Annotated in this window: 21 protein-coding genes and 1 rRNA gene; 8 read left to right on the top strand and 14 right to left on the bottom strand. The window is 52.1% G+C overall.

Annotated elements, in window-relative coordinates; genetic code table 11:
• Positions 1-13: 13 nt before the first annotated feature.
• The 9 genes from H1S01_RS07130 to uvrC all read right to left on the bottom strand — a co-directional run bounded on the left by H1S01_RS07130 (position 14) and on the right by uvrC (position 10286).
• Positions 14-538 carry an acyltransferase gene (locus H1S01_RS07130; RefSeq protein WP_188039401.1) on the bottom strand — a complete coding sequence of 175 codons (525 nt, stop codon included), beginning with the start codon at positions 536-538 and terminating at the stop codon, positions 14-16.
• 4 nt (positions 539-542) lie between these two features.
• Complete coding sequence (whiA, locus tag H1S01_RS07125; RefSeq protein WP_188039400.1) at positions 543-1502, bottom strand: DNA-binding protein WhiA; 960 nt, start codon at positions 1500-1502, stop codon at positions 543-545.
• A 7-nt stretch (positions 1503-1509) separates the two neighbouring features.
• Positions 1510-2898, bottom strand: coding sequence for a gluconeogenesis factor YvcK family protein (locus H1S01_RS07120; protein WP_341479050.1), 1389 nt, complete (start codon positions 2896-2898; stop codon positions 1510-1512).
• Entirely contained in the window at positions 2895-3800 is a 906-nt protein-coding gene (gene rapZ / locus H1S01_RS07115) for an RNase adapter RapZ (RefSeq protein ID WP_188039399.1), read from the bottom strand. Before rapZ ends, H1S01_RS07120 begins: the two co-directional genes overlap by 4 nt.
• A 113-nt stretch (positions 3801-3913) precedes the next feature.
• Positions 3914-5404: a 4-alpha-glucanotransferase gene (malQ, locus tag H1S01_RS07110; protein ID WP_188039398.1), complete on the bottom strand. Its 1491-nt coding sequence runs from the start codon at positions 5402-5404 to the stop codon at positions 3914-3916.
• Complete coding sequence (locus tag H1S01_RS07105; protein WP_188039397.1) at positions 5401-6894, bottom strand: alpha-amylase family glycosyl hydrolase; 1494 nt, start codon at positions 6892-6894, stop codon at positions 5401-5403. Before H1S01_RS07105 ends, malQ begins: the two co-directional genes overlap by 4 nt.
• Before the next feature lie 219 nt (positions 6895-7113).
• Positions 7114-7920: a Cof-type HAD-IIB family hydrolase gene (locus tag H1S01_RS07100; protein ID WP_188039396.1), complete on the bottom strand. Its 807-nt coding sequence runs from the start codon at positions 7918-7920 to the stop codon at positions 7114-7116.
• A gap of 104 nt (positions 7921-8024) precedes the next feature.
• Positions 8025-8369, bottom strand: a complete 345-nt coding sequence (locus H1S01_RS07095; protein ID WP_155477405.1) for a phage holin family protein — start codon at positions 8367-8369, stop codon at positions 8025-8027.
• 30 nt (positions 8370-8399) lie between these two features.
• Entirely contained in the window at positions 8400-10286 is a 1887-nt protein-coding gene (gene uvrC, locus H1S01_RS07090; RefSeq protein ID WP_188039527.1) for an excinuclease ABC subunit UvrC, read from the bottom strand.
• 183 nt (positions 10287-10469) lie between these two features.
• Here uvrC and H1S01_RS07085 point away from each other — a divergent pair, with 183 nt between their 5' ends.
• The 4 genes from H1S01_RS07085 to H1S01_RS07070 all read left to right on the top strand — a co-directional run bounded on the left by H1S01_RS07085 (position 10470) and on the right by H1S01_RS07070 (position 14220).
• Positions 10470-11810 (top strand): glucose-6-phosphate isomerase, encoded by a 1341-nt coding sequence (locus tag H1S01_RS07085; protein WP_188039395.1) that lies wholly within the window; start codon positions 10470-10472, stop codon positions 11808-11810.
• Between the two features lie 138 nt (positions 11811-11948).
• A complete protein-coding gene (locus H1S01_RS07080; protein WP_207732234.1) occupies positions 11949-12371 on the top strand; it encodes a divergent PAP2 family protein in 423 nt (140 codons plus the stop codon).
• A 117-nt stretch (positions 12372-12488) separates the two neighbouring features.
• Complete coding sequence (locus H1S01_RS07075) at positions 12489-12770, top strand: hypothetical protein (RefSeq protein ID WP_188039394.1); 282 nt, start codon at positions 12489-12491, stop codon at positions 12768-12770.
• A gap of 151 nt (positions 12771-12921) precedes the next feature.
• Entirely contained in the window at positions 12922-14220 is a 1299-nt protein-coding gene (locus H1S01_RS07070) for an FAD-dependent oxidoreductase (RefSeq protein WP_188039393.1), read from the top strand.
• 65 nt (positions 14221-14285) lie between these two features.
• On the opposite strand, the gene uvrA is transcribed toward H1S01_RS07070, so the two are convergent.
• Entirely contained in the window at positions 14286-17138 is a 2853-nt protein-coding gene (uvrA, locus tag H1S01_RS07065) for an excinuclease ABC subunit UvrA (protein WP_188039392.1), read from the bottom strand.
• A gap of 267 nt (positions 17139-17405) precedes the next feature.
• Between uvrA and H1S01_RS07060 the strand changes: the two genes are divergently transcribed.
• Entirely contained in the window at positions 17406-17726 is a 321-nt protein-coding gene (locus H1S01_RS07060; protein WP_188039391.1) for a YmaF family protein, read from the top strand.
• A gap of 137 nt (positions 17727-17863) precedes the next feature.
• Here H1S01_RS07060 and uvrB read toward each other — a convergent pair whose 3' ends face one another.
• Entirely contained in the window at positions 17864-20278 is a 2415-nt protein-coding gene (uvrB, locus tag H1S01_RS07055) for an excinuclease ABC subunit UvrB (protein ID WP_188039390.1), read from the bottom strand.
• Positions 20279-20613: 335 nt separating this feature from the next.
• Here uvrB and H1S01_RS07050 point away from each other — a divergent pair, with 335 nt between their 5' ends.
• A complete protein-coding gene (locus H1S01_RS07050) occupies positions 20614-20907 on the top strand; it encodes a hypothetical protein (RefSeq protein ID WP_188039389.1) in 294 nt (97 codons plus the stop codon).
• Positions 20908-21066: 159 nt separating this feature from the next.
• On the opposite strand, the gene H1S01_RS07045 is transcribed toward H1S01_RS07050, so the two are convergent.
• Complete coding sequence (locus H1S01_RS07045; protein ID WP_188039388.1) at positions 21067-22050, bottom strand: DUF6612 family protein; 984 nt, start codon at positions 22048-22050, stop codon at positions 21067-21069.
• A gap of 216 nt (positions 22051-22266) precedes the next feature.
• Between H1S01_RS07045 and H1S01_RS07040 the strand changes: the two genes are divergently transcribed.
• Entirely contained in the window at positions 22267-22473 is a 207-nt protein-coding gene (locus tag H1S01_RS07040) for a hypothetical protein (protein WP_188039387.1), read from the top strand.
• Positions 22474-22530: 57 nt separating this feature from the next.
• Here the strand turns inward: H1S01_RS07040 and H1S01_RS07035 are convergent, their stop codons facing one another.
• Positions 22531-22803: a hypothetical protein gene (locus tag H1S01_RS07035; RefSeq protein ID WP_188039386.1), complete on the bottom strand. Its 273-nt coding sequence runs from the start codon at positions 22801-22803 to the stop codon at positions 22531-22533.
• A 240-nt stretch (positions 22804-23043) separates the two neighbouring features.
• Between H1S01_RS07035 and H1S01_RS07030 the strand changes: the two genes are divergently transcribed.
• Positions 23044-25677 carry an S-layer homology domain-containing protein gene (locus H1S01_RS07030; protein ID WP_188039385.1) on the top strand — a complete coding sequence of 878 codons (2634 nt, stop codon included), beginning with the start codon at positions 23044-23046 and terminating at the stop codon, positions 25675-25677.
• Between the two features lie 185 nt (positions 25678-25862).
• Here the strand turns inward: H1S01_RS07030 and H1S01_RS07025 are convergent.
• Positions 25863-26070: ribosomal RNA gene (locus H1S01_RS07025) — 23S ribosomal RNA — on the bottom strand; the annotation flags it as partial.

Here is a 26070-nt window from a genome sequence, read left to right as displayed (position 1 = left end):
CTTTCTAGCAGGACTATTGCAGCGAAAAGGAATCTAGGTCAACTTCCTGATAATAGGGTGACCGAACGACTCGGGCCGGCACACCGGCCACAAAGCTGTTCGGAGGAACATCGGCTGTAACGACAGCACCGGCGGCTACCACGGCATGATCGCCGATGGTGATTCCCGGCAAGAGAGTACAGTTGGCGCCGATGACCACCCGATTGCCGATATGTACTTCTCCCAACCGGTATTCCCGAAGCAGATATTCGTGGGCCAGGATGGTCGTGTTATAACCGATGACACAATCTTCGCCGATCCGGATCATATCGGGGTGGAGGATGTCCATCATCACCATGAGCGCCACCGACGTATTCGGGCCGATTTGCATCCCCAGCAAGCGGCGGTACATCCAGTGTTTCAATCCCAGCAGAGGGGTGTACCGAGCCAGCCAGATGACGATGAAATTTTTGATCACCCGGAGAAATGGGACGTTCCGGTAGACAAAGTGGAGGGAATTTTTTCCCTCCACCGGATAGGATCGAGTGTTACGGGCCATCAGCTTACCCCCTTGCTGTCCCGGACTGGTTTCGGGACAGTTCCTCGGCCAGGCTTTCAAGCTTGCGCAAGCGGTGGTTGACGCCCGATTTGCCGACAGGCGGGGTGATCATCTGGCCCAATTCCTTCAAGCTCGCGTCGGGAAACTGCAGCCGCAGTTCCGCAATCTCTCGTAGTTGCGGCGCTAGTTTGTCCAATCCCATGTTGCGGATGACAAACTGAATCATCTCCACCTGGCGAAGGGCAGCGTTCACCGTCTTATTCAAGTTGGCCGTTTCACAGTTGACGAGGCGGTTCACCTGGTTGCGCATCCCTTTGACGATGCGAACGTTCTCAAAGTTTAGCAGTGCCGTGTGGGCACCGATAATATTCAACATTTCGACGATCTGTTCGCTCTCTTTTAGATAGACGATGTGCCAGCCTTTGCGCTGGCTCACCTTGGCAGCCAGGCCGAACTTGTGCAAAAGGTCTGAAAGGATTTGCGCATGAGTCTCGTCGTTCGTGATGATCTCGAGGTGATACGTTCCTTCGGGACTGTTGACGGAACCTCCACCGAGAAAAGCCCCCCGCAGGTAGGCCCGGCGGCAGCATTGTCGTTTGAGTAAATCTGCCCGAGGTTCGAAAGAAAAACTTCCTTCCCCGTCGGTGATGCCCAGTTCCTGAAGCACGTCGCGCCCCTCAATGCGCGTCGGAAGCGATATGACATAGACGTTGCTTTTTCGTAACCGCCGTTTGCGGCGGACCATAATCTGGGTCTGCAGACCGAAGACCGATTTGATTAACCGGAATATCTTCCGGGCCGAACTGGCGCTTTCTGTCGTAATCGTCAGGGAAACGCCCATCTCCCGGCTGATCTGGAGCGAACCGTCCATTCGAAAAAGAGAGGCCAGCTCAGCCAACTGGCAGCATCTTCGGCCAGGAATCAGCCGGGCCAGTTCTTCTTTAGTTTCCACGGAAAAAGACACGGCGAGTTCACTCCCCCAGCCGGCTCTCGGCTCGATTCGTCAAGGAACGAGGTAAAAAAGCCCGGGACAGTTTGCGTCGAAAGAGCATGCGGTCGATAAAACCGACACCGCTTTGCCGTTCCTTTTCCCGGATCACCAGGCTCATGATCGCTTGGGCCAAACGAATTGGATCGTGGCGAACAAGGTTTTGCTTATTGATAAGCCTAGCCCGGATCACTTTACATCCCTGTTTTTCTAAGTACTTGACATCGATTACGACCGGTTTTTGTCCCTTTTCTTCGTACTTGTGCAGCAGCACTTTCGGGACCGCTTCCGTATTGACGATGATCGCATCAACGAGACCGGGACCGCAGTGGCGGTGAATGGCAGCTACGTGGCGCGAGGCCGTGTAGCCGTCCGTCTCTCCCGGTTGGGTCATGACGTTGCACACATAAATCTTGGGCGCCTGGGTTTTATGAAGCGCCTGGCAGATATCCTGCACGAGCAAATTGGGGATGACGCTCGTGTAGAGGCTTCCCGGCCCTAGGATGATCGCATCAGCTTCCTCGATAGCTTGTAAGGTTTGCGCCAAGGGAACACAGTCGACGGGGTCGAGATAGACTCGCTTGATGGCGGCCTCAGCACTGGTGATGGCGGTTTCCCCGCGCACATGGCTACCGTCGGCCAATTCGGCGCAAAGGGTGATGTTCGAGAGCGTCGAAGGCCATACGCGGCCCCGGATGGCAAGGATCCGGCTCATCAAGGAAACGGCTTTTTCGAAACTTCCCGCCGATTCGGCGGCACCCGCTAGGAGCAGATTGCCCAAGTTGTGGCCTTTCAGCCCTTCTCCCTGTTGAAAGCGGTAGTTCAACACCTGGTCCATGTCTGATTCCGTATCAGCTAACGCTACCAGACAGTTGCGAATATCGCCCGGGGCGACGATGCCGAAATCGTCCCGGAGCCGACCCGAGCTTCCGCCGTCATCAGAGACGGTGACGATGGAAGTGAGGTTGGACGTATACTCCTTCAAGCCTCGCAGCATGACCGACAAGCCGGTGCCGCCACCGATGACGACGACCTTCGGGCCTCGCTCGAGCGAGCGGCGGCGGTAGAGGACTTCCACGAGCTTGCTGTCCATCTCCGGGCGCAAGACTTGCGATATGGAGCGAACCATCGCCATAAAACCGTAAATATGCATGAACAAGCCTGCCGTAAAAATGAGCAGACTGATCAATCCCAGGGGTATCGGTTCACGAGGAAGGGAAATCTTTCGCAGACTGGTCTCCAGGTAGCCAAAAAACTCACCGTCAAAAGCCAAGGAGATGCTGGCTCCGGCCAAGAGCAGGCCGAAGAAAGACAAGGCCATCCACCGTTTGACTTTCAGCCCGGGATAAAACCACATGATGACCGATTTCACGCCCGCTCGTTCCCTCCCCGATCTTTCTCGATGTCCCGGTGCTTGACAGTGACGGCGTATTCCTGCTTGGCTAACGCGGCCGCTAAGCGGTTAGCCAACGTGACGGAGCGGTGTTTTCCTCCGGTGCATCCGATACCGATGACCAGATGGGTCTTCCCCTCTTTGATGTAGTGAGGTATGAGAAACCGCAGCAGCGAGTAGTATTTGCGCAGAAAAAGCCGTGTCGTCGCTGACGAGAGGACGAACTCTTGAACTGGTTCGTCATTGCCCGTCAAAGGACGCAAGTTCGGATCGTAGAAAGGATTGGGCAAAAAGCGTACATCCATCAAGAGGTCTGCGTCCCGAGGAGTTCCATATTTGTAACCGAAGGACATGACGGTGATGCGCATGCGTTTGCTCTGTTCGTCTTTCCCGAACAGTTCGATCACCTGGGCCTTCAGTTGCTGTGACGAAAGGTCTGTCGTATCGATGATTTTGTTCGCCTGGCCCCGCAGGTCCGTGAGCATCTGCCGTTCCAGCTTGATGCCGTCGAAGATGCGAGAGCTATCGGACAGGGGATGACGGCGCCGTGATTCTTTGTAGCGCCGGATCAGCGTTTCGTCAGAAGCCTCCAAGAAGAGAATCTCACATTCGATCCCCTGTGCCCCTAGGTTATGCAATCCGTCGCTAAGGGTGCCGAAAAACTCTCCGCCGCGAATATCGATGACCAAAGCCACCTTGTTGATTTTCCCTTTCGACTGGACGATCAATTCGCCAAATTTCGGCAGCAGATTAGGCGGTAAATTGTCTACGCAAAAGAATCCCAAATCTTCTAAGGCACGGACGGCGTGGGTTTTCCCCGCTCCGGAAAGACCCGTGATGATGACCATTTGTATTTTCGGTTTATCCACTTTTTTTTCCATATATCCCTCACAGGTCCTATCTCCAGTAATAAAATCCGGGGGCGGAACATCTACGCACTGGCCCCAGTTTATTTTATCACATTCAACGGCTCTTGCTCTTTTGTTTTTCCCATCTACCTTCCGTAAAGTTTCGTCAGCCGGGCTAGTTTGACGACGAGACGTTCTTGCAGCATTGGCCATTGAAACCGCCAGAGCCAGTTGCCGTCGGTCGTGCCGGGAAAGTTGAAGCGGGCGCTGCTGTCTAACGAAAGAATGTCTTGCATCGGAAAAACAGCGGCATCAGCGACGGAGGACAAGGCGAGGCGGATAAAATCCCATACCACATCCTGTCCGTCGCTATTCATGTATTCCAAGGCATGAGCCCGGTCACTCAATGAGGCTTGATCAAACCAGCCCCGGGTCGTGTCATTATCATGAGTACCCGTGTAGACGACACAGTTGTTCGGGTACCGGAAAGGAATAAAATCATTATCCTCATTGGAGTCAAAGGCAAATTGCAATACCTTGATGCCGGGATAGGCGAACTGTTCCCGCAATTGCACCACTTCCGGCGTGATGACACCCAGGTCTTCCACGATCAACGGCAGTGACCCCAGTTCCTGATCGATCGCCCGAAAGAGCGCCGCGCCCGGTCCTTTTTTCCAGATTCCCTTCTCGGCTGTTTCGTCTCCGTAAGGGACCGCATAATAGGCCTCAAATCCGCGGAAGTGATCGAGACGGATCAGATCGACCATAGATAAGGTGTGGCGGATGCGCTCGATCCACCAGCGATAGCCCGTCTTCGCCATGCTCTCCCAATCGTAAATGGGGTTTCCCCAAAGCTGTCCTTTGGCGTTGAAATAATCGGGCGGTACTCCGCCCACTTCGAGAGGCAACCCCCGTTGATCTAAGCGGAACAGTTCGCGCCTTCCCCAGGTATCGGCGCTGTCCATAGCCACATAGATCGGCAAATCGCCGATGATCTGAATTCCTTTTTCATTGGCATAAGCTTTGAGAGCCTGCCACTGGTGAAAAAAGACGTACTGCACGAACTTATGAAATTCGATCTCTTCGCCGAATCGAGAGACAAAATCCCCAATGGCGCCTTTGTCGCCGCGAGCGTATTCATCGGCCCAGTCTGTCCAGGCCCGCTCATGATGGGCCTCTTTGAGGGCCATGTATAAGGCGAAGTCATCGAGCCAGGCCGTATGGTGTCCACAAAAGCGCTCATAATCCTCGCGCCAACGGTCCGTCTCTCGAAAGTGGCGAAAAGCCGACCACAAGAACCGATCGCTCTCGCGCTTCGATCGGACAAAGTCGACGGAGTCTTGAAGACTTTCGGACAACTCCGGTAATTCATCCTTGCGCAGCAGCCCTTCTTGATAGAGCTTCTCGGGGCTGATCAGCAAGGGATTTCCGGCGAAGGCGGAGAGCCCCGAGTAGGGAGAATTGCCAAAACCAGTCGGTCCTAAAGGCAAGACCTGCCAAAGGCGTTGCCCGGCCGCGTGCAAAAAATCCACAAACCGGTAGGCTTCCAATCCCAAGTTCCCGGTGCCGTTCGATCCCGGCAGGGATGTGGGATGCAGGAGAACTCCACTTGCCCGTCTGGAAAAGACCTTTGTCAATTGCTTCGCCTCACTTCCAAAATGACCGATTGAAGCGGTGCCAACTGCAGAGTCACCTGCGCAGGGCGCCTCCCCGACGTCAGCGAAATGACAATCCCTGAATCCAACAGGTCGACCAGGTGTCCTTCCTCCTCACCGTTATAGACCTCTGGCGGTAATTCGAACTGGACCGGCTCGGCTTCTGGTTCCGCATTAAAGTTGATCATGACGAGGGCCATGGCATCGCCCTGCTTGCGGAGGAAGGCGGACACTTTTCGGTTGCTCGTCGGGAAGAAGCGAATCTCTTCTCCCTGCAGATATGCCTTAGCACTGCGTATGGCCAAAACGTGGCGATACCATGCCAGCAGTTCCGGGTGGGTTTGAAAATCGATCGGACGGAATTCGTTCTCGCCGAAGTTTCCTTCGAATAGCGGCGGACGGATGTATGCACCGTTTTCTTGCCCCGCATAGAGCATCGGCACACCAGGCAATGTCAAGGCGAGCAGAAAAGGGGGCTTTGACCGTTCGATCCCGCCGTACATGATGACGCTGCGCACTTCGTCATGATTTTCCGTATAGCGAACCATGCTGGTTCCCCTGGGGTAATGGCTGCATTCCCAGTTGATCTTATCTTCGATATAGCGGATTTCAAAATAGGGATCGCCGTGCCGGATATCATGGTGCAGACTCTTTAATTGGTTATAGAGTTCAAAGGCGTAAACGCCGTCAAATCCGCTCTCCAGCAACTCCTTCAGCCGTTCATATGCCTCCGCGACAAAGACGACTTCCGGCTTAATCTCTTTGACCTGGGTGATGGCTCTTTGCCAAAACTCCAGGGGAACCCAGTGGGCAAAATCACAGCGGTACCCGTCGATATCAAACTCTTTAATCCAATACTCCAGGACAGAGATCATGTATTGCCACATAGCTTCCCGGATTCGATCGTCGTCATAGCGAAGCCGATCAAAGTTCGGTTTTCCGGGGATGGGAATCCCGTAATTCAGTTCTGCCGTATCGGACCAGTCTTGATTCGACGGAATCGGATAGGGACCATCGGACCAAAGAAACCATTCCGGGTGGTAGCCTCCCTTTTCGGGAGGGTTCTCCGGATCGAGGAGCACATTATCTGGAGCGCAGTGGTTGCCGACAAAATCTAAAAGCACCCGCATCCCCAAGCTATGGGCTTCGCGGACAAGATCTCGAAACTGCTCTTTTCCCCACTGGGCTCGTTCCTCTTCAGATACGGGTTCCCGGCCTTCTTGCTCAGTATATTCTGATGCGATCCCTTTATAATCGGCGATGGCATAGGGGGAGCCAGCGATCCCCTTACGTTGAATCTGCCCTGACGGTTGAATCGGCAGAAGGTACAAGGTATTAACCCCTAAGGACTGAATACGGGGCAGATCCCTTTGGATTTCGCGGAGAGTGCCGAACTTGCCTTTTTTCATTCCGTATACGCGAGGGTAAATCTGATAAATGATAGCGGATCGAAACCACGGAGGAGCGCCCACGGAATCACTCCCACTTCTTCAAATCTTATGGCGATGGCTCGACGAACGGTTCTGTATATGGTCTATTTCTCTTAAGTGGCATTCTTATCCTTCCCACCTTTGCCAATGGTTTGCACAGAAAAAGCGGGAGAGCCTCAATGGGTTCCCCCGCTTCATTTGAGAAAACAATTGCGAATACGATTATTCGGAAGAGCCCCCCGATTCCTGCCGGAATATCGGTTATTCCCCGAAGACCCAGCGACGAAGCGCGACAGCAACCCCATCGTCCTCATTGGTGGTCGTCACCCAGTCGGCAACCGCTTTGGCTTCCTCTACACCATTGCCCATGGCCACGCCGATACCGGCGTACTCCAGCAGGTCCAGGTCATTATAGGAGTCACCGATAGCCATCGTCGCTTCCCGGGGGATTTGCAACCGGTCAGCTAAGAAAGCTAAAGCACTTCCTTTCCCCGCCTTGCAGTTCATGAACTCTAAGTAATAGGGTTTCGAACGGGTGATGTAGAGCTCTTCCCCCCACTTTTGGCGGGCCTGCTCCTCGACAGTGGTCAAATGGTCGGGATCCCCGATGGCTAATATTTTGGTCGTAGATCCTTTTTCCAGCAGAGCCCCATGGTCCTTCGTCAACGTGACGGGCACCTTGGCGAGCCCTATGTAGCCGAAGGCCTCTGGATCGATCTTTTCCATGTGCAGGTGGTCATCGATATACAAGTTTACATGCAGATTTTCGTTCTTCAGCAACTCGATGATCTCCCGTGCCGGCTCTGGAGGGACCGGTACATGGTAGAGTAGTTCGTCATTGCCAGCCTCTTTTACCATAGCCCCTTGGTACACGATTAAGGGCAGATCGATGCCTAACTGGCGGGCAAAAGGGATGGCCGCTCGGAACATACGCCCTGTAGCTAACGTCACGAGCACCCCTCGCCGTTGAGCCTCTTCAATCGCGATCCGAACGGCCGGAGCGACCTGCAGATCCGGTGTAAGCAAGGTATCATCCATATCGATGGCAACGAGTCGAATGTTGGGCAAAAGAAATCCTCCCCAAAAAGCAGCTATCTTATAAAAACTAAGTTACCCAGTGGGCAGTAACAAAGCCTTTGGCCTTCGAAGCGAAACCGTCTCCTTCGCTGTTCTCAGTCCTCACTGACAAACCAAGAGAGCACCATGCTGATCACGGACAGCACCAAAGAACCGAAAAAGGCCGCCCAAAACCCGGAGACGTCAAATCCCCGAACGAGACCGCTGACCATTTGCAGCATGAGGCCGTTGATCACCAGAGTAAAGAGCCCTAGCGTCAGCACGTTAAGCGGTAAGGTGAACAAGATGACGATGGGCCGGATGATCGCGTTGACGACGCCCAACACGAGCGCAGCAAAAAAAGCCGGTGCGATCCCTGTGATATGAATCCCCGGGATAAACCACGCTGTCAGTGCCAAGGCGAGCGTGTTAAGCAGCCAGCGAAGAACTAATGAGTTCATCGGCGCCGCCTCCCTTCCTTTCCGTAATCCTTATTCGGCAACCTTGGTTTCCTTCTCCCTCGCACGAAAATGGTTGAGCACCCGCTCGGCGATCTCGACATTCATGCCGTCTACGGCCGCCAGTTGCTCCAGCGTCGCCTCGGCGATCTTTTTAACAGAGCCGAAGTGACGCAGCAGCGCCGTCTTCCGCTTGGGACCGATGCCAGAAATCTCGTCGAGGACCGACGCCGTCTGGGCTTGCGCTCGCAGCTTGCGGTGATAGGTGATAGCGAAGCGGTGGGCTTCATCACGAATCCGCTGAACCAGGTAGAGTGAGCGTGAACCTCGCGGGAGGATGATCGGCTCTGAACTCGATTCGTGAAAGAGCCATTCATTTTCTTTGGCCAGACCGAAGGTGGGAATATAGTCATAGCCGACCCTACGAAGTGTTTCCCGGGCTGAACTCAACTGTCCCTTGCCCCCGTCGACGATGATCAGGTCCGGAAGCACAGCGAATTTAGCGCTCATCGGATCGAGCTGACCTTCTTCAACCGCTTGGGCTTCTTCGCGGGCACGGCTGAATCGGCGGTTGAGCACTTCCTGCATGGAGGCAAAATCGTTAGGCCCATCGACAGTCTTGATGCGAAAGCGCCGGTATTCAGCGTTTTTCGGCGCGCCCCCTTCGAAGACGACCATGGAAGCGACCGATTCCTTGCCCATGGTGTTGGAAATATCAAAGCACTCGATGCGCCATGGCGGTTCATCCAGGGCTAAGTAACGCTGCAGATCCAAGACCGCCTCTTCGGTCATGGACTTTTTGCGCTGTTGCTCGTTTTGCAGTTGTTCCAAGGTGAGCAAGGCGTTTTTGGCCACCATTTCGATAAGTTTTAATTTGTCTCCCCGTTTGGGGACGCGGATCTCCACCTTGCCCTTGCGTTTCTCCTTCAAAAAGCGGCTGAGCACTTCTTCTTCCTCTTGCGATTCGAGAGGTTCCTGCAGAAGAATCTCCCGGGGCACGAACTCGGTACGGCTGTAATACTGTTTGACAAAAGCCGTGATCACTTCGGACCGCTCCATCTCGTCGGTCCCTTCCAGGATGAAATGCTCCCGCCCAATCAGCTTGCCGCCACGGATAAAGAATATCTGTACACAGACCTGGTTGAACCCACGGGCCATGGCGATTACGTCTTGGTCCTCTAGGTCTGTCGAGACGACCTTCTGCTTTTCCATCACCTGTTCCAAAGCTTGGATGCGGTTGCGCAGTTCGGCGGCTCGTTCGAATTCGAGATCTTCCGCTGCCTGGTGCATCTCCTCACGGAGCCGGCGCAAGAGATCATCTTCTTTCCCTTCCAAAAAGGCGATGATATTCTTCAGCATATGCATGTATTCATCGCGGGACACCTTACCGAAACAGGGAGCCAGGCAGCGGCCAATGTGATAGTTCAAGCAGGGCCGTTTGCGCTGATCAAAATCTTTGCGGGAACATGTCCGCAGGGGAAAGATGGAGCGCAGCAGGTTCAACGTTTCCCGCACCGCACCAGCTGATGTATAGGGGCCGAAGTATTTTCCTCCGTCCTTTTCCAAACGGCGGGTCATCAACAGGCGGGGATAGGTCTCTTGCAAGGTCACTTTTAGATAGGGATAAGTTTTATCGTCGCGCAGCATGATGTTATAGCGCGGTTTATGCTCTTTGATCAAGTTGCATTCGAGAATGAGCGCTTCCAGTTCCGAGTCGGTGACGATGGTCTCCAGATCCTGAATGCGAGCGACCAGGGCTTGTGTTTTGGCGGTCAAGTTTTTGGCCGACTGGAAATAGGAGCGAACCCGGTTTTTTAGATTGATCGCTTTCCCCACATAGATGACTCGGCCGGTCTCGTCTTTCATGAGGTAGACGCCGGGCTTGTCGGGCAGATTTTTCAATTTTTCCTGCAGCGTCAAATGCAATTCATTTTCACCTCACCCTCATAATAGCATAGACAAGGGATGAGGGCGAAGGAAAGCGCTGGGTCCTTTTATGCAAAAAAAATAATAAATTACAAACCCTAAGCAGGATGCATACATAGTCACATCGAAATTGGCAAAGACTTGGGATATCCATGGCAATACAAGGGGGTTTCTGCCATGACAGGATTAGAGTTAGATTTAAGCTATTCTACCGTTGAGTCATCAATCGGATCTTTAGAACCGGAAGTACTTCGGGCCCATGAGATGCTTCATCAAGGCTCTGGGCTCGGCAGCGAATATACCGGTTGGCTTCATCTACCGGAGCGATATGATCGCGCCGAGTTCGCCCGGATCGAAGCGGCGGCTGAACGGATCCGTTCCTCTTCCGACGCGCTGGTGATTATCGGCATCGGCGGTTCCTATCTGGGCGCCCGGGCAGCCATCGATATGCTCTCTCACTCCTTTCACAACCAACTGCCCCGGAACCGTCGGCCAGGATGTGAAATTTATTTTGCCGGCCATCAGATCAGCTCCACCTATCTGCACCACCTCTTCGAGATCCTCGAAGGGAAGGACGTCTCGATCAACGTCATCTCCAAATCGGGAACGACGACGGAGCCGGCTATCGCCTTCCGCCTGTTTAAAACCTGGATGGAGCAAAAGTACGGGGCCGAAGAAGCGAAAAAACGCATCTATGCCACGACAGACCGGGCCAAGGGTGCCCTCAAGAGCCTTGCCGATCAAGAGGGGTACGAAACCTTCGTCGTTCCCGACGACGTCGGCGGGCGTTACTCCGTCTTAACGGCTGTCGGTCTTTTGCCGATCGCCGCTGCCGGCGTCGACATTTCAGCACTGATGGCTGGCGCTCGGGAGGCTATGGTCGAATATGAGAGGCCTGCCCTCGCTGAGAACGCCTGCTATCGCTACGCGGCTGCTCGAAACGCCCTCTATCGGCAGGGAAAGATGGTGGAACTGCTGGTAGGATACGAACCATCCCTTCAGTATGTAGCCGAATGGTGGAAACAGCTTTTCGGAGAAAGCGAAGGCAAAGAGCATAAAGGCCTGTTCCCGGCGTCGGTGCAATTTTCCACGGACTTGCATTCCATGGGGCAGTATATTCAAGAGGGGATGCGCATCCTCTTTGAGACAGTGCTGCAGTTCCGCCAACCTCGGTTGGAGATAGCCATCCCCACCGTTCCCGCCAACAGCGACGGCTTGAACTTTCTTGCCGAAAAAAAGATGGGCTTTGTCAATCAAAAAGCCTTCTCCGGCACGCTGCTCGCTCACGTAGACGGACAGGTGCCCAATATCGTTCTGACGGTACCCAAACAAGACGCCTACTCTCTTGGTCATCTCTTCTATTTCTTTGAGAAGGCCTGTGCCCTCAGCGGCTACATGCTAGGCATCAATCCCTTTGACCAGCCGGGTGTAGAATCATATAAGCGTAACATGTTTGCCTTACTCGGTAAGCCGGGGTATGAGGCCGAAAGGGAAGCTTTGGAGAAACGGCTGTCCTAGTAAGTCTGAGCAGTTCGAATGTCCATCAAGGTTCGATAGATTTCCTTGCTTTTGTAACTTGCAGGACGATTGTACGTAAAAGGAATACTGATTTACCATCATGTGGCTACAATGGTTCGAATTACGGGGGAAATGCCGTTGACACTACCGCTTATCTACAGCACCCTTTTCGCTGTTCTCCTCGCACAGGTGATCAAGTTCATCAATGAGTCGATTCAAAACGGCCGATTTCTCTGGACCCGTTTCTTTGAACCCGGTGGAATGCCGAGTTCCCATACTTCCCTCGTCGTCTCCCTGCTTTCAGGGGTTGCCTTTCGTAATGGGATTTTTTCGGATCTTTTTGCCGTGTCGGCCGTCTTTAGTGCTGTTGTCATTTTTGACGCGATGGGGGTTCGCCGCTCCGCTGGAGAACATGCGAAAACGCTCAATCAATTGTTGCAGATTTTTCGTTTCCGTCGCAGTGATGTAATGCCCCTGAAGGAGCGCCTCGGCCATTCCCCCCTAGAGGTATCGGCGGGAGCCATCTTAGGTTTTCTGGTCGCTTGGGCGGCTAACACATGACCAAAAAATCCAGCAAAAGAGCCCACCGAAATAATCGGTAGGCTCTTTTGTTTTCTACCAAAACATTGGGAAAAGATCGTATAATTAGAATGGATAAAACTAAGGCGGGTGATCGTCATGCCTGATCGTTTGAGTTCCATCTTTGAAGCTATCCGAAGCGCCCTTACGGAACCCCTCGCCGACCGAATTCGGATTGCTTGGCTCAATATCGAGCTTTCATCGACGCAGTTTTATTTCCTCTCTTTGTTCATCTTTTTAACGGCTGGGATCATCATTGGTTATGCCATCGCCAAAAACAAATTTATGTCTAATAAGTATCCAAAAGGGACTGTGGCTAACTCAGCGCCTTTAAGAAAAAATGATCTGGAAATGATGATGAACCGAGACGATGAGAAATAAGTGAAGATATTGAGATTGACAGCAACATTGAAGCCAATAAGGTAGACGAGTTTGGGCAAACAACTCTGAAAAATGGAAATAGAGTCTTCGACTCCGAACTCTATCGCCCCGCCATAATTTTACATATGGTGATGGTAAGGGGGATTGAGATATGGGGAGAATTGTCATCGTCGGTGGAGGCTGGGCCGGGGCGGCAGCGGCCTTAGCCGCCGTTTATACCGGTACAGAAGTGATCCTCTTGGAGCGAACGGATCTGCTTCTGGGTACTGGATTAGTGGGCGGTATCATGCGCAACAACGGCCGTTTTACTGCTACCGAGGAAATGATTGCTTTAGGTGCTGGAGACTTGTTTAAACTGGTCGACCAAACAGCCCGGCACCGGAACATATATTTTCCTGGCCATAACCATGCCACCCTCTACGACATTCATTCGATCGAACCGGCTGTTCGAAAATTATTGATGAACAGCGGTGTTTCTCTCCGATTTCTCTCCCGGGTCACCGGAGTAAAGCAGGAGTCAGGAAAAATTCAGGAGGTTATCGTCGAAAAGGGAGAAACGATTACCGGCGATGTGTTTGTGGACGCCACCGGAACTGCGGGACCGATGGGCCATTGCCGCAAGTTTGGCAACGGTTGTGCCATGTGCGCACTGCGCTGCCCCAGTTTTGGCGGGCGGATCAGCCTCTCTGATCTCGCAGGTGTCAGTGAAATCACGGATTTACGACCGGGTGGCCGGTGCGGCTCCATGTCCGGTTCTTTTATTGTTAATAAACATTCTCTATCGACAGAACTGATACGAGAGTTGAATGAAAAAGGCTATGCTGTAATTCCTGTACCGCCTTCGCTGCAAAAAGCGGACACCCTCTCCCGGAAAGCCTGTCAACAATATGCACTGCCGGAATACGTGGAGAATGTAATTCTTCTTGATACAGGCCAGGCGAAGCTCATGGCTCCCTTTTTTCCATTGGAACGACTGCGTCAAATCGCTGGGCTGGAAAATGCTCGGATTGAAGAACCGTACGCCGGTGGGATCGGCAATTCAATTCGCTTTTTATCCCATCCGCTACGCAACGACGCCCTACAGGTGGAAGGGATGAAAAACCTCTTTTGCGCCGGAGAGAAGGCAGGCTTGCTCGTCGGTCATACGGAAGCCATCGTCACCGGTTCTCTGGCCGGGCATAACGCTGCGCGCTATTTGGCAGGGTCGTTGTTATTGGAACTGCCTTCGTGCCTGGCATGCGGTGACCTCATTCGATATGTCCGAGAGCAGATGTGTACGCCGGAGGGGCGGCTGAATAAATACACCTTTTCTGGTTCCGTGTATTTTCAGAGGATGGTAGAACGGCAGTCGTACAGCACCGATGTGGATGCTATCGTCCGGAGAGTTACCGATAGCGGTTTAGAGGGGGTCTTTAGACGTCCCATAAGTCCTGCTAAGCATAATTCCTAAACGAAATAAAACCCGTTTATTCCTAAGATAGCAGGAATAAACGGGTTTTATTTATAAACGCCTTTTCACTCCGCCAACGCCGTAATCGCCATCCCCGGCTTGCGTTCTAAGATCTTCCGCAAGAAATGACCCGTATAGGAGGCTTGCACATGACAGATCTCTTCCGGTGTGCCCGTAGCCAAGATCGTTCCGCCCTTGTCGCCGCCTTCCGGCCCTAAGTCGATGATGTAATCGGACGTCTTGATCACGTCCAAATTATGCTCAATGACCAGGACCGTATCTCCGGCATCGACGAGCCGCTGCAACACGCCGAGAAGCCGGTGGATGTCAGCCACGTGCAGGCCTGTTGTAGGTTCGTCGAGGATGTAAAGGGTCTTTCCGTTGGAACGGCGTGACAGTTCTGTAGCCAGTTTCACCCGCTGGGCTTCGCCGCCGGAGAGAGTCGTCGCCGGCTGTCCAAGGCGGACGTATCCAAGGCCCACATCTTGAATCGTCTGCAGTTTCCGGGCGATTTTCGGTATATTTTTGAAAAACTCCAGCCCTTCGTCAACGGTCATTTCGAGGACATCAGAGATGCTCTTTCCTTTATAACGAACTTCGAGCGTCTCCCGGTTGTACCGCTTTCCTTTGCAGACCTCACAGGGTACATAGACGTCAGGCAGGAAGTGCATTTCAATCTTGATGATCCCATCGCCTTTACAAGCTTCACAACGGCCGCCGCGAACGTTGAAAGAGAAGCGTCCCGGCCGGTAGCCGCGCATCTTCGCTTCGGGCACTTGTGAGAAGAGATCCCGGATGGCATCGAAGACTCCTGTATAGGTAGCCGGGTTGGATCGAGGTGTCCGCCCGATGGGCGATTGGTCGATATCGATGACTTTCTCCAGGTGTTCGAGCCCGCGGATCTCTTGATGCGCCCCTGGCTTCGTCCGGGCGCCATTCAACTCGGCTGCCAACGTCTTGTGCAGGATTTCATTGACCAGGGTGGACTTGCCCGAGCCCGACACGCCGGTCACGCAGGTAAAGACCCCTAGGGGAAAACGCACGTTGATGTCTTTCAAGTTGTTTTCCCGGGCACCGAGCACCTCGATCCACTTGCCGTTCGGTTCTCGCCGCTGCTCCGGTAAGGGGATGAATTTCCGTCCTGACAGATACTGTCCCGTCAACGAACGGGGTTCTTCCATGATGGCAGCCAAGTTACCTTGGGCCACCACTTGGCCGCCGTGCGCACCGGCACCAGGCCCGATATCGATGATGTGGTCAGCCACTAGCATGGTGTCTTCGTCATGTTCCACCACGATGAGCGTGTTGCCCAAATCGCGGAGCCGCTGCAACGTACTCAAGAGGCGCTCGTTATCACGCTGGTGCAAGCCGATGGAGGGCTCGTCCAGGATGTAGAGGACCCCCATCAAGCCGGATCCGATCTGCGTGGCCAAACGGATGCGCTGCGCTTCCCCACCCGATAATGTTCCCGCCGAGCGAGCCAGCGTCAGATAGTTTAGGCCCACATTCACCAGGAAGCCGAGCCGCTCTCGGATCTCTTTGAGGATCTGCCGGGCGATGATCTGCTCTCGCTCACTCAATTCGAGATGCTCGAAGAAATGCAGCGCCCGTTCGATGGACATCTCAGTCACATGATGGATGTTCTTGTCGCCGATCAGGACCGCTAAACTCTCCGGTTTCAGCCGTGCCCCTTTGCATTTGGGACAAGGCTTTTGGCTCATATATTCTTCGATCTCTTCTCGAGACCAATCAGACTGGGTCTCCTTGTAGCGGCGCTCTAAGTTCGACACGACCCCTTCATACGTCGTGTCAAAGCTTTTCTTAGCACCGTCGAAGTTAGTGAATTCAACGCGAATCTTCGTCTTCCCGCCGCCATAGAGAATTAATTTCTGAGTGTCCTCAGGCAGTTCCCGAAAGGGTGTCTCTGTCGAAAAACCGTACACATCAGCCAACGCCCGCAGCATCTGCGGGATATAGGCTGAATTCATCCGTGCCCAAGGGACGAGGGCACCTTCTTCTAAGCTTTTCGACGGATCAGGCACGACCAGGTCCGGATCCACCTCCATCTGCATACCTAAGCCAGTGCAATGGGGACAAGCGCCATAGGGGGCATTGAAAGAAAAGATGCGCGGTTCGACCTCCCCGATGGAGATGCCACAGTCGGCGCAGGCGAAATTCTGAGAAAAGGTGATTTCTTCTTTGTCCATCACATCGATGATGACGAGCCCTTCGGACAAGTTCAGCGACGTCTCCAGGGAATCGGCCAAGCGCTGGGCGATGTCAGGACGGACGACGATGCGGTCCACGACCACCTCAACGGTATGCTTTTTATTTTTCTCCAGCTTCACTTCTTCTGTGGCGTCCATGACCTGTCCGTCGACACGCATGCGCACATAGCCGTTTTTGCGGATATCCTCAATCACCTTGACATGTTCGCCTTTTTTGCCTCGCACCAGCGGAGCGAGGATCTGCAGGCGGGTCCCTTCGGGGTAGGTCAGAATCTGGTCGACCATCTGCTCGACGGTCTGCTGCTGGATCGGTTGACCACACTTGGGGCAGTGAGGACGGCCGACCCGGGCAAAGAGAAGCCGCAAGTAGTCATAGATCTCTGTGACGGTGCCTACGGTGGAGCGAGGGTTTTTGGAGGTCGTCTTCTGGTCGATCGATATGGCCGGAGACAACCCCTCGATATAATCTACATCGGGCTTATCCATCTGGCCGAGAAATTGGCGGGCATAGGATGACAGGGATTCTACATACCGGCGCTGCCCTTCGGCATAGATGGTGTCAAAAGCCAGTGACGATTTACCTGAACCGGATAGACCGGTGACGACGACCAGTTTGTCTCTGGGAATATCGATATCGATATTTTTCAAGTTATGAGCACGGGCCCCGCGGACCCGGATTTGTTCGAGCATGGCTTGTCCAGCGTCCCCCTTAAATCACAATAGCGGGCCTTGGCCCGCTCTGTTCTCGATTATCCTACAAATTATAACATATAAAGTGCTGTTTGTTGATGGATCTGCTGATACAGGAATGGTAAGCACTTTCTGGAACATATTCATCGGGATCAACCCAAGCTCATGTGCATCCCTGCTCAGCTGTTATTTTTTGTAAATCGATTGCACCCCTGCTACGTTTTGGAATAAATTGTAGCAAAACAATAAAAGGGGAGATTAACCAGTATGCATTGCGAGCCTGAAAAGCTATATGATTGGGACCGAGGCGCTCATACCCACGATTATTGCGTCAAAACGGACAAAAGTGAAGGCCACTGCCATCTGATGGAGGGAAAAACATCGGCCGCCGGCGGTGAACGAGGGCATGTCCATGATTATGCCGGCATGACTACCTATGACGAAGGTCATGTTCACCACTATTGTGGAACAACAGGCCCTGCTGTGTACCTTCCCGATGGATCTCATACCCACTGTATGGAAGGTACGACAACTTGCGACTACGGTCACAGTCACGACTATCAGGGCAATACTGGCCGGGGAAAGTAGAGTTAATCGCCTTACCGCTTTCTATTGGGTCAAATTACCCTTTCTCCTGTTACGACCTAAGCATTTAGACTCCTTGATGAAAAGGGCCTCACTAGCAACGTTTCTTCTCAGAAACGCTTAAGTGAGGCCTTCTTTCCTTACGCTTTTCTTTTGCGCGATTTCGGTTTCGCCGGGGTCGTGGTAAAGAGCATCTCCAAACCGGGATCGGTTATCGCCGAGGAGGAAGAACCTTTACCCCTTCCCTTCCGGCTGCCCTTTGCACCGTCCGCTGGGGCACCTGTACCATTTCCCGCACTTTTACCCGCTTTTGCAGACCCTTTGGGCGGCGGAGCTCCTTTCAATTCGATGATGACATCGCGAAGCATGGCGGCCCGTTCGAATTCGAGAGCTTTGGCTGCTTCCTTCATCTCATTCTCCAGATCTTGAATCAGAGCTTGTAGATTTTCGGGAGACATGCCTTCGACGGAAGAATCAGCGGTCGGGGACTGTGGAGTGTTGTCCTGCGTACCAGCCCCTGCGAGGTATTCCTCAAAGGACGGTGTCTCAGCCACCACTTCAGCACCTGCTCCACCGGCGATACCATACATCGCTTCATCACCCATATCTGGAGGCAAATGGGTATCTGCATAGGCAGCCTCTTGGATCGTTTTGCCGCCTTTTTTGCCTTGCCGCTGTTTGAGATAAGACGCAGCACGAGCGAGGACACCACCGCCCGGTGTGGCGCTATTTGCTCCACTCTTCTCGGAGGAAATGGTCATCTCGATGACGTTGCGCACGGCTTTGCGGACCGTCTGCGGGGTGATGCCATGTTCCAGGTTGTGAGCGATCTGAATTTCCCGGCGACGGTTTGTCTCGTCGATCGCTTTTTTCATGGACTTGGTGATCCTATCGCCGTACATGATCACCATGCCTTCGGCATTCCGGGCTGCCCGGCCAATCGTCTGGATCAGCGAACGGTCGGAACGGAGGAACCCTTCCTTGTCGGCATCCAGGATGGCCACCAGCCCCACTTCCGGCAGGTCCAAGCCTTCTCGCAATAGGTTGATGCCGACGAGAACGTCAAACTCGCCGAGGCGCAAGTCCCGGATGATCTGCATCCGTTCGATGGCATCTACATCGGAGTGCATCCAACGCACCCGGACGCCGACTTGCCGCAGATAAGCCGTCAAATCTTCGGCCATCTTTTTGGTCAGCGTCGTCACGAGAATACGCTGGTCTTTTTGGACACGCTGACGGATCTCATGAAGCAAGTCATCGATCTGTCCCTTGACGGGACGTACGTCGATCACCGGATCGATAAGACCGGTGGGCCGGATGATCTGCTCGACCACCTGTTGGCTTCGCTTCAATTCATAATCGGCCGGCGTGGCCGAGACGTAGACGACCTGGTTCAACATCTGCTCAAACTCGTTAAACTTGAGCGGCCGGTTGTCTGCCGCCGAGGGTAGGCGGAAACCGTGTTCGATCAACGTTGATTTCCGGGAGCGGTCCCCTTCGTACATAGCCCCCACCTGGGGAATGGATACGTGCGACTCGTCCACCATCAACAAGAAGTCTTTGGGAAAGAAGTGCATCAACGTATACGGCGGTTCGCCGGGCTGGCGGAAGGTCAAGTGCCGGGAATAGTTTTCGATGCCGGTACAAAAGCCCATCTCCCGCAGCATCTCAATGTCGTAGCGAGTCCGTTGAGCCAGTCGCTGCGCTTCGAGCAACTTGTCCCGCTCTTTGAAGTGGGTGAGCCGCTGATCGAGTTCCGCTTCGATGTTCGCGATAGACAGTTCCAGCTTATCCCGGTTGGTCACATAGTGGGTGTTCGGAAAGATGGAGATATGATAACGCTCGCCATAGATCACACCGGTGAGCGTATCGATCTCGCTGATCCGCTCCAACTCATCACCGAAGAACTCCAGGCGTACAGCCCGTTCCGAGTAGGAAGCCGGGTAGACCTCGACGACGTCGCCGCGGACCCGGAAAGTCCCCCGGGCGAAGTTGATGTTGTTACGGGTGTATTGGATATCGACGAGGCGGCGTAAAATCGCGTCTCGGTCGTAACTCTGTCCCTGTCGCAGAGAGATCATCTGGTCTAAGTATTCTTCCGGCGATCCTAACCCGTAAATACATGACACAGAAGCAACAATGATGACGTCGCGCCGTTCGATCAGAGCTGCCGTGGCGGCGTGGCGCAGTTTGTCAATTTCATCGTTGATGGAAGCGTCTTTTTCAATAAACGTATCGGACTGAGGAACATAGGCCTCTGGTTGATAATAGTCATAGTAGCTGACAAAGTATTCAACAGCATTGTCCGGAAAAAACTCTTTAAACTCTGCACAGAGCTGGGCCGCCAAGGTTTTGTTGTGGGCTAGTACCAGCGTAGGTCGTTGGACCTTTTCGATGACAGCAGCCATGGTAAAGGTTTTTCCGGTACCGGTGGCGCCGAGCAATGTTTGGTGCTTGATTCCTTTATGGATCCCCTCGACCAACCGGGAAATCGCTTGGGGCTGGTCGCCTTTCGGGGTAAATTCGGTTTTTAAGGTAAATCGTCTTTCTTCCATGCGCCAACCTCCTTTTATAAAGCGAGCTAGAGCCTGCCACTTTACATACTGTACAAATAGTATTATAACACATTGGTCAAACAGCAAGGCATCCATAAAAAAACAGGCACAAGCAGTAAACTTCCATTCTCGTCTCTTCAAGATAAAATGAACAAGCCCTCCCTTATTCCCCCCGAAGAATGACCGCACCATTGTATTGGACCCTGTCGCCCGAAAAATCGGCATGATATAATACATGTTGTAATAGATTTATAAATGAAGTGAACAAGATCTGCATAATGGCCGAACTACATGGTTAGGAACATGATTAAAAATTTGGCCAAGGAGGAAATCACTTGAGAAAACACAAACTGAGCCACGGTGCGAAAGAGAAGCAAATGAAAAAGAAGCAGGCCGCCGACTTCGTCCATGACTCTGACTCCACTGCCGCCTTGCCGCAAGATCAACGTTTTGTGGACAAGCCTATCGCGACCTATCTGGGGATCGGTTTCGGCGCGATCATCGCCTTCATCGCCGGCCGTCTCGTAGAAGGAATGACGGGACAGCTGAACATCGGCCTCTATTCGGCAGGCGCTTTTGTGCTGGCCGTCGTCCTCTTTATCTTAAAACCCTGGAAAAAGAAAACCTAAAGCAAGGGCGAATCATTTTGGCTCTGCCCGGTTTTTTGATATAACCTTAGCGATGCAAAAAGGCAGGTAAGACGATCTACACGTCCCCCTGCCTTTTAACATTGCATTGCGTCTATCCTAAATCTAAATCATCCATCGAGGGGTGGTCCTTTCGTCCCCCTATTTTTTAGTCTTCTCTGTTTTTATATCATTCATCATCGTTTTCATGTCCACAGCGTTCGAGACGTCGGGGAACTTCAATGTGTCGATGAAATCCTTTGGTACAGGGGCCATATGGATCTTACCGTCTAGGTTGACGGTAATCTTCTTGTTCGGTTCCATCTGGATGGTCTCTGTGCCTTTCAAATCCGTCATATCGGTTAAATAGGTGTCAGCGTTGATGTAGTATACATATTGAAAATCAACGGAAATGTTCTTCAGCATCTCCGCCAAGTTCTCGTTGGCCTTCTCATCAGCAGTCTGCCCTTGCAAAGAAGTGTCGGCCATAAACTCTTTCATAAAGGCCTGCATCTTCGCGTTATCTAGATTTATGTCCAGCACATAGTACTTTTTACCGTCGACCATCTGTACTCGCAGACCAGAAGGAGTGAGCCCCATCTTATTGAGCCATTCCACCGATTTCACGGGATCTTGACTTTGTGCCATCAAATCCTGAAGCGACTGGGGGAGGGGAACCTCCTGCTTCATCCATTGATCGGAACCAGGTGCCGCAGCCCCAGGAACGTTCATCTTCATATATTGCTCTTTACCCTTTAGATACATCTGCATGGATATACCTTTCGGTGCCCCGGCCTGGGCCGGTAATCCCGGCATAGACGGCATCGCCATGTCCATACTCATCAAGACTTGGTCCGGTTTTTTTACGGTACCGTTCAGGTTTATCTTCATGGTAATGCCGATCGGCAGTTCAGGTACGACGGTAGTCGCATCCATGGTGCCAGTAAAAGAATAGGCTTGCAGCTTCGCCGTTTCAGCCGTCGCTTTGCGGAGCAGTTCCATCGCTTTTGCCTGGTCTGCTTGACTTTCCTGCACCGCTACGGCCGGTTGCTGTGCCGGTAAACTTTCTCCTTCATCGGCCATCGCCGCCATGGGCGCCATCAGCAAACCCAACCCTAACAGACCAGAGAGTACCCGCTTCTTCATCGTAAAACCTCTCCTTTTTTTGAACGCATACACCCGAGTCTCCCGAAAGACTCTTTGTCTCGCCTACATAAGTACAGGTCTATATTTATAGACGCAGACCCTTCGCAAATAGTTTCACTTTTAGTAAAAGATCATCCTGAAAAATGATATTTCGTTCGGAAATCTGCATCTGCCTTTTCACTGGAAGCATACTACACTCTACAAAGGAGTGAAAGTATGTCCAACCGAAGAGAGAATTTTCCGACACCCCATCATCCTTCCCGTTACAGCCGTCCCGGCCAGGAAGGAATCTCCCAATCGTTGCCGACGGAAGAGACCGGGGAAATCACTCAAGTGAACGGCGGCGGTGAAATGCAATCCTGGGGCGATTTCGCCTTACAAAACGAATTGAACAAAAATGGGAAAGACGATTTCCTCGTCTAAAAGGCAAAACCGGGTAAGCCATAGAGCCTACCCGGTTTTTGCATGCTATTAATCCGCTTACCAGAGAAAACCGCCACGGTAACCGTATCCCCCATACCCACCAAATCCACCGTATCCATAACCGGCAAAAAAGGGCAACGTCAATGCCAACAAGGTGATCGCGTAAAAAGGATAAAAGCCAAAGCCGGGGTTATTGGAATAAAAGACGACCCCTTGGGGCGTAACCCGATGAATTCGACCCGTCTTCCACGTGCCGTCCCGCAAGCGAATCCGTGCCGGACGTCCACAATGGGGAGATACGTTGCGGTAGCAAACGTCACGGATGACCATTGCAGACCCTCCTTCTTCGTTATTCCATTATTTGGATCGATTTATTGTATGCCGGTTAGTCATAAAGCGTACATAACATCAAAATGGAATCCCTTCGTGCAACCAAAAACCGTTCTTTTTCGTCAATATAATGTTCAGTAATGAAAAGGCACCGCAGAATTCGATATTAAACACAGGATTTTGTTTTTTGCTTGTCGAATAGGATTTATTTAGTAAACCATCAACGAAGGAGGCAATCCCTTGCGAAAACAAGTTGTCAGCGGCGTGCTGGCTTTGACCATCGTTGCCACACCACTATCCGCTTTTGCCGCACCGAAATCATTTACTGATGTCTATAGCACGATGTACGAATATAAGCCTGTAATGAAACTGTCGGCTCAGGGAACCATCAAAGGACGAGGAGACGGGAATTTCGGCCCCAAAGATCCAGTGAAATTCCTGGAAGCCCTCGTCATGGCCCAACGTTTTTTTGGCTTGGAATCGACGGCTAATTTGTCGGCTTCTTTGTTGACAGCCCCCATGGAAAAACAGTTTGGCGGTAACGTCCCCGGCTGGGGAAAAGGCTATCTAGTTACCGCCTCACAACAAAACCTCATCGATGTGAACGAACAGTTTACTTGGGACAAAGGCGCTCCTCGCGCCTGGATCGCCCGTCTGTTAGTCCGGCTGCTCGGCAAAGAACAAGATGCCCAGAACCGCATGAATGAGACTCTTTCCTTTACTGATGCCGACCAAATTCCGGCATGGGCGCGAGGACACATCGCCGTGGCAACCGACTTGGGACTCATTAAAGGAACCGATACGGGTGCTTTCGAACCGAACCGGACAGTGACCCGTGGCGAGATGGCCATCTTCCTCGATCGGGTGGAGAAAAAAATGTCCCAATTACCGCCGAGGCTTTCTGAGGCAACTTTTGTCAGCACCCAAGATAATACGATATCCGTCCTGGGCGAAAACAACTTACTGACCCCGCTGACGTTAGACCCGAATGCGCTCATCTTTGTGAAGGACCGGGTGGCCACCGTCAGCGATATCAATCCGCAAGATCGGATTCGCTACATAAAAGACGGCGATAAAGTAACCTATGTGGAGGTAAGCCAAGAAAGCGGACAATCGGCCAACGTCGTTAAAGGGGAAGTCATTGCATATTTGGCCGAACAAGGTCTGATCACCGTCAAAGACGAAACGGGCAAACCGCTTACCTACTCCGCTGCCTCTGGATTTAAGGTTCTCTCTCTTTCAGGGCAAGCTGTTTCCGCATCGAATCTCGTACTGGGAAGTAAAGTACAAATTCGTCTTAATGCCGATGGAAAAGCCGCAGAGGTTCTTCTCGAACAAGAGAGCCAGCAGAGCTTAAAAGGAACTATCGTCGATATCAATCTCCCACAAAAGTTCCTGATCCTTTCCGATGGTTCCAACCACTACTCCACCTATTATTTTACCGATACCACCTATGTAGAGTATAAAGGTCAACGATTCACCGCTTTATCGGATCTGCAAAAAGGCGACCTGATCAGCGTCGAAGTCGACGGAAGTTATGTCATTTCTAAAATCACTGTTGAAGGAGTAAAGGACAACCTCACAGTTTCAGGCACCGTTTCCCTGCTCGATAAAGACAGTCGCATCATCACTATCAAAGGTAATAATGGTCAACTTTACGCCTACGAATTACCTAGTTCGGCAACGATAGCTTTTTCTAACGGTACTTCGGCAATCATCGACGACATCAACACTTCTGATTCAGTCACTGTCAGCGTTGAGAGCGGCGCAGTCCAAAAGTTAACGATTGATCGCTCCGGAACAGACAGTGGCATCTGGGGAAAAATCGCTTCTGTCGATACTACCCGAAGAATTCTGATTCTGAAAGATCAGCAAGATCATTTGAAGTCCTATGAGATAAAAGATCCCGTTGTCCTCGATATTGAAGACGTAACCAGTCCCAAATTAAGTGATTTGAAAGTCGATGCGAGTGTTGAATTCGAACTCGATCGGGACGGGAAAATCAACTACATTAAGGTTGAGGACAAGTTGGAAGGTACGGTCACACGGGTCGACGCAGACCGTCATCTCTTAACACTCCTCGATAAGTACGGCAAGGAAAAAATTTATAGTGTATCTAGAGATGTAGACGTAGCGATCTACGATAAATCTAGGGAAGACCTGAACGACGTCGATGTAGACGATCAAGTCCGTGTTCGTCTTTCATCGGATGATACCATCACCGAAATTCAAGTGCACTCTCAAGTCATGGGAGAAATTACTGACCTTAGCTCCTCTAGCGACCGGATTGAAATTACCGATTCGGAAGGGGATGAAAGGACCTATTATATCGACAGTGATACAAAGCTGGTGTTCCCTGGTGTAGCTAAACCAAAAGTCTCTGATGTTTCCCTTCACCAGTGGGCGGTCGTATCTTACTGGGGCGATGATGCTTATCAAGTCACTATCCAGACCCCTGTCTCCGGTGAAGTGACGAGTGTGGACACTGGTCGTGACCAGGTGACTCTCCATCAGTATGATGGCACATCCCGCACTTACAATATCGCTCGTGGATTTAAAGCCCAAAAAGGCGACACTTCTTCATCCAGCCTCAATACCATCAGTGTAGGTGACCGAATTCAAGCGATCATGGATGATGACGACAAAGTATACCGGGCCAATGTGGCGAAGAAGGTTACCGGTACTGTAGATGGTATCAACCGCTCTACGAAAGAAATCTATATCGGAACCAATGTCGGTTATTTGGTCGATAGCTCGAGTTATGTGATGCAAAACGGCGTCCGTAAGTCCTTTGATGATATCCTCCACAATCAAAATGTTACGATTTACTATATGCCAAGTTATAAGGCCCTTGAGGTGACATTGCCTAAATAGCCTCTTAAGGATTAAGCTTTAACCCCCTGACAACAGTAAAAGTCAGGGGGTTACTTTTTTAAGGAATAAGAAAAAGCCTACCGCTTTTTTTCGCAATAGGCTTTTTCTTAGCATAAGAGGTCTATCTCATTTCGATAGACCTCATTAATTCCTTCAAAACTGAACAGAAGTATCGTAAAGCAATTAAGGTCAAGTCCTCGACCGATTCGTACCCGTCGACTAAACGCCTCACGGCGTGTACATCTTGGGCCGATCGACCAGGTCATCTTCCTGGGGTCTTACCTACTTATCGTAGTGGGAAGTCTCATCTTTGGGTCGGTTTCGCGCTTAGATGCTTTCAGCGCTTATCCGCTCCCGACATAGCTACCCAGCGCTGCCGTTGGCACGACAACT

The sequence above is a fragment of the Heliobacterium chlorum genome (assembly GCF_014502795.1).
Classification (GTDB): domain Bacteria; phylum Bacillota; class Desulfitobacteriia; order Heliobacteriales; family Heliobacteriaceae; genus Heliobacterium; species Heliobacterium chlorum.
This window is presented reverse-complemented; position numbering and strand designations above follow the sequence as displayed.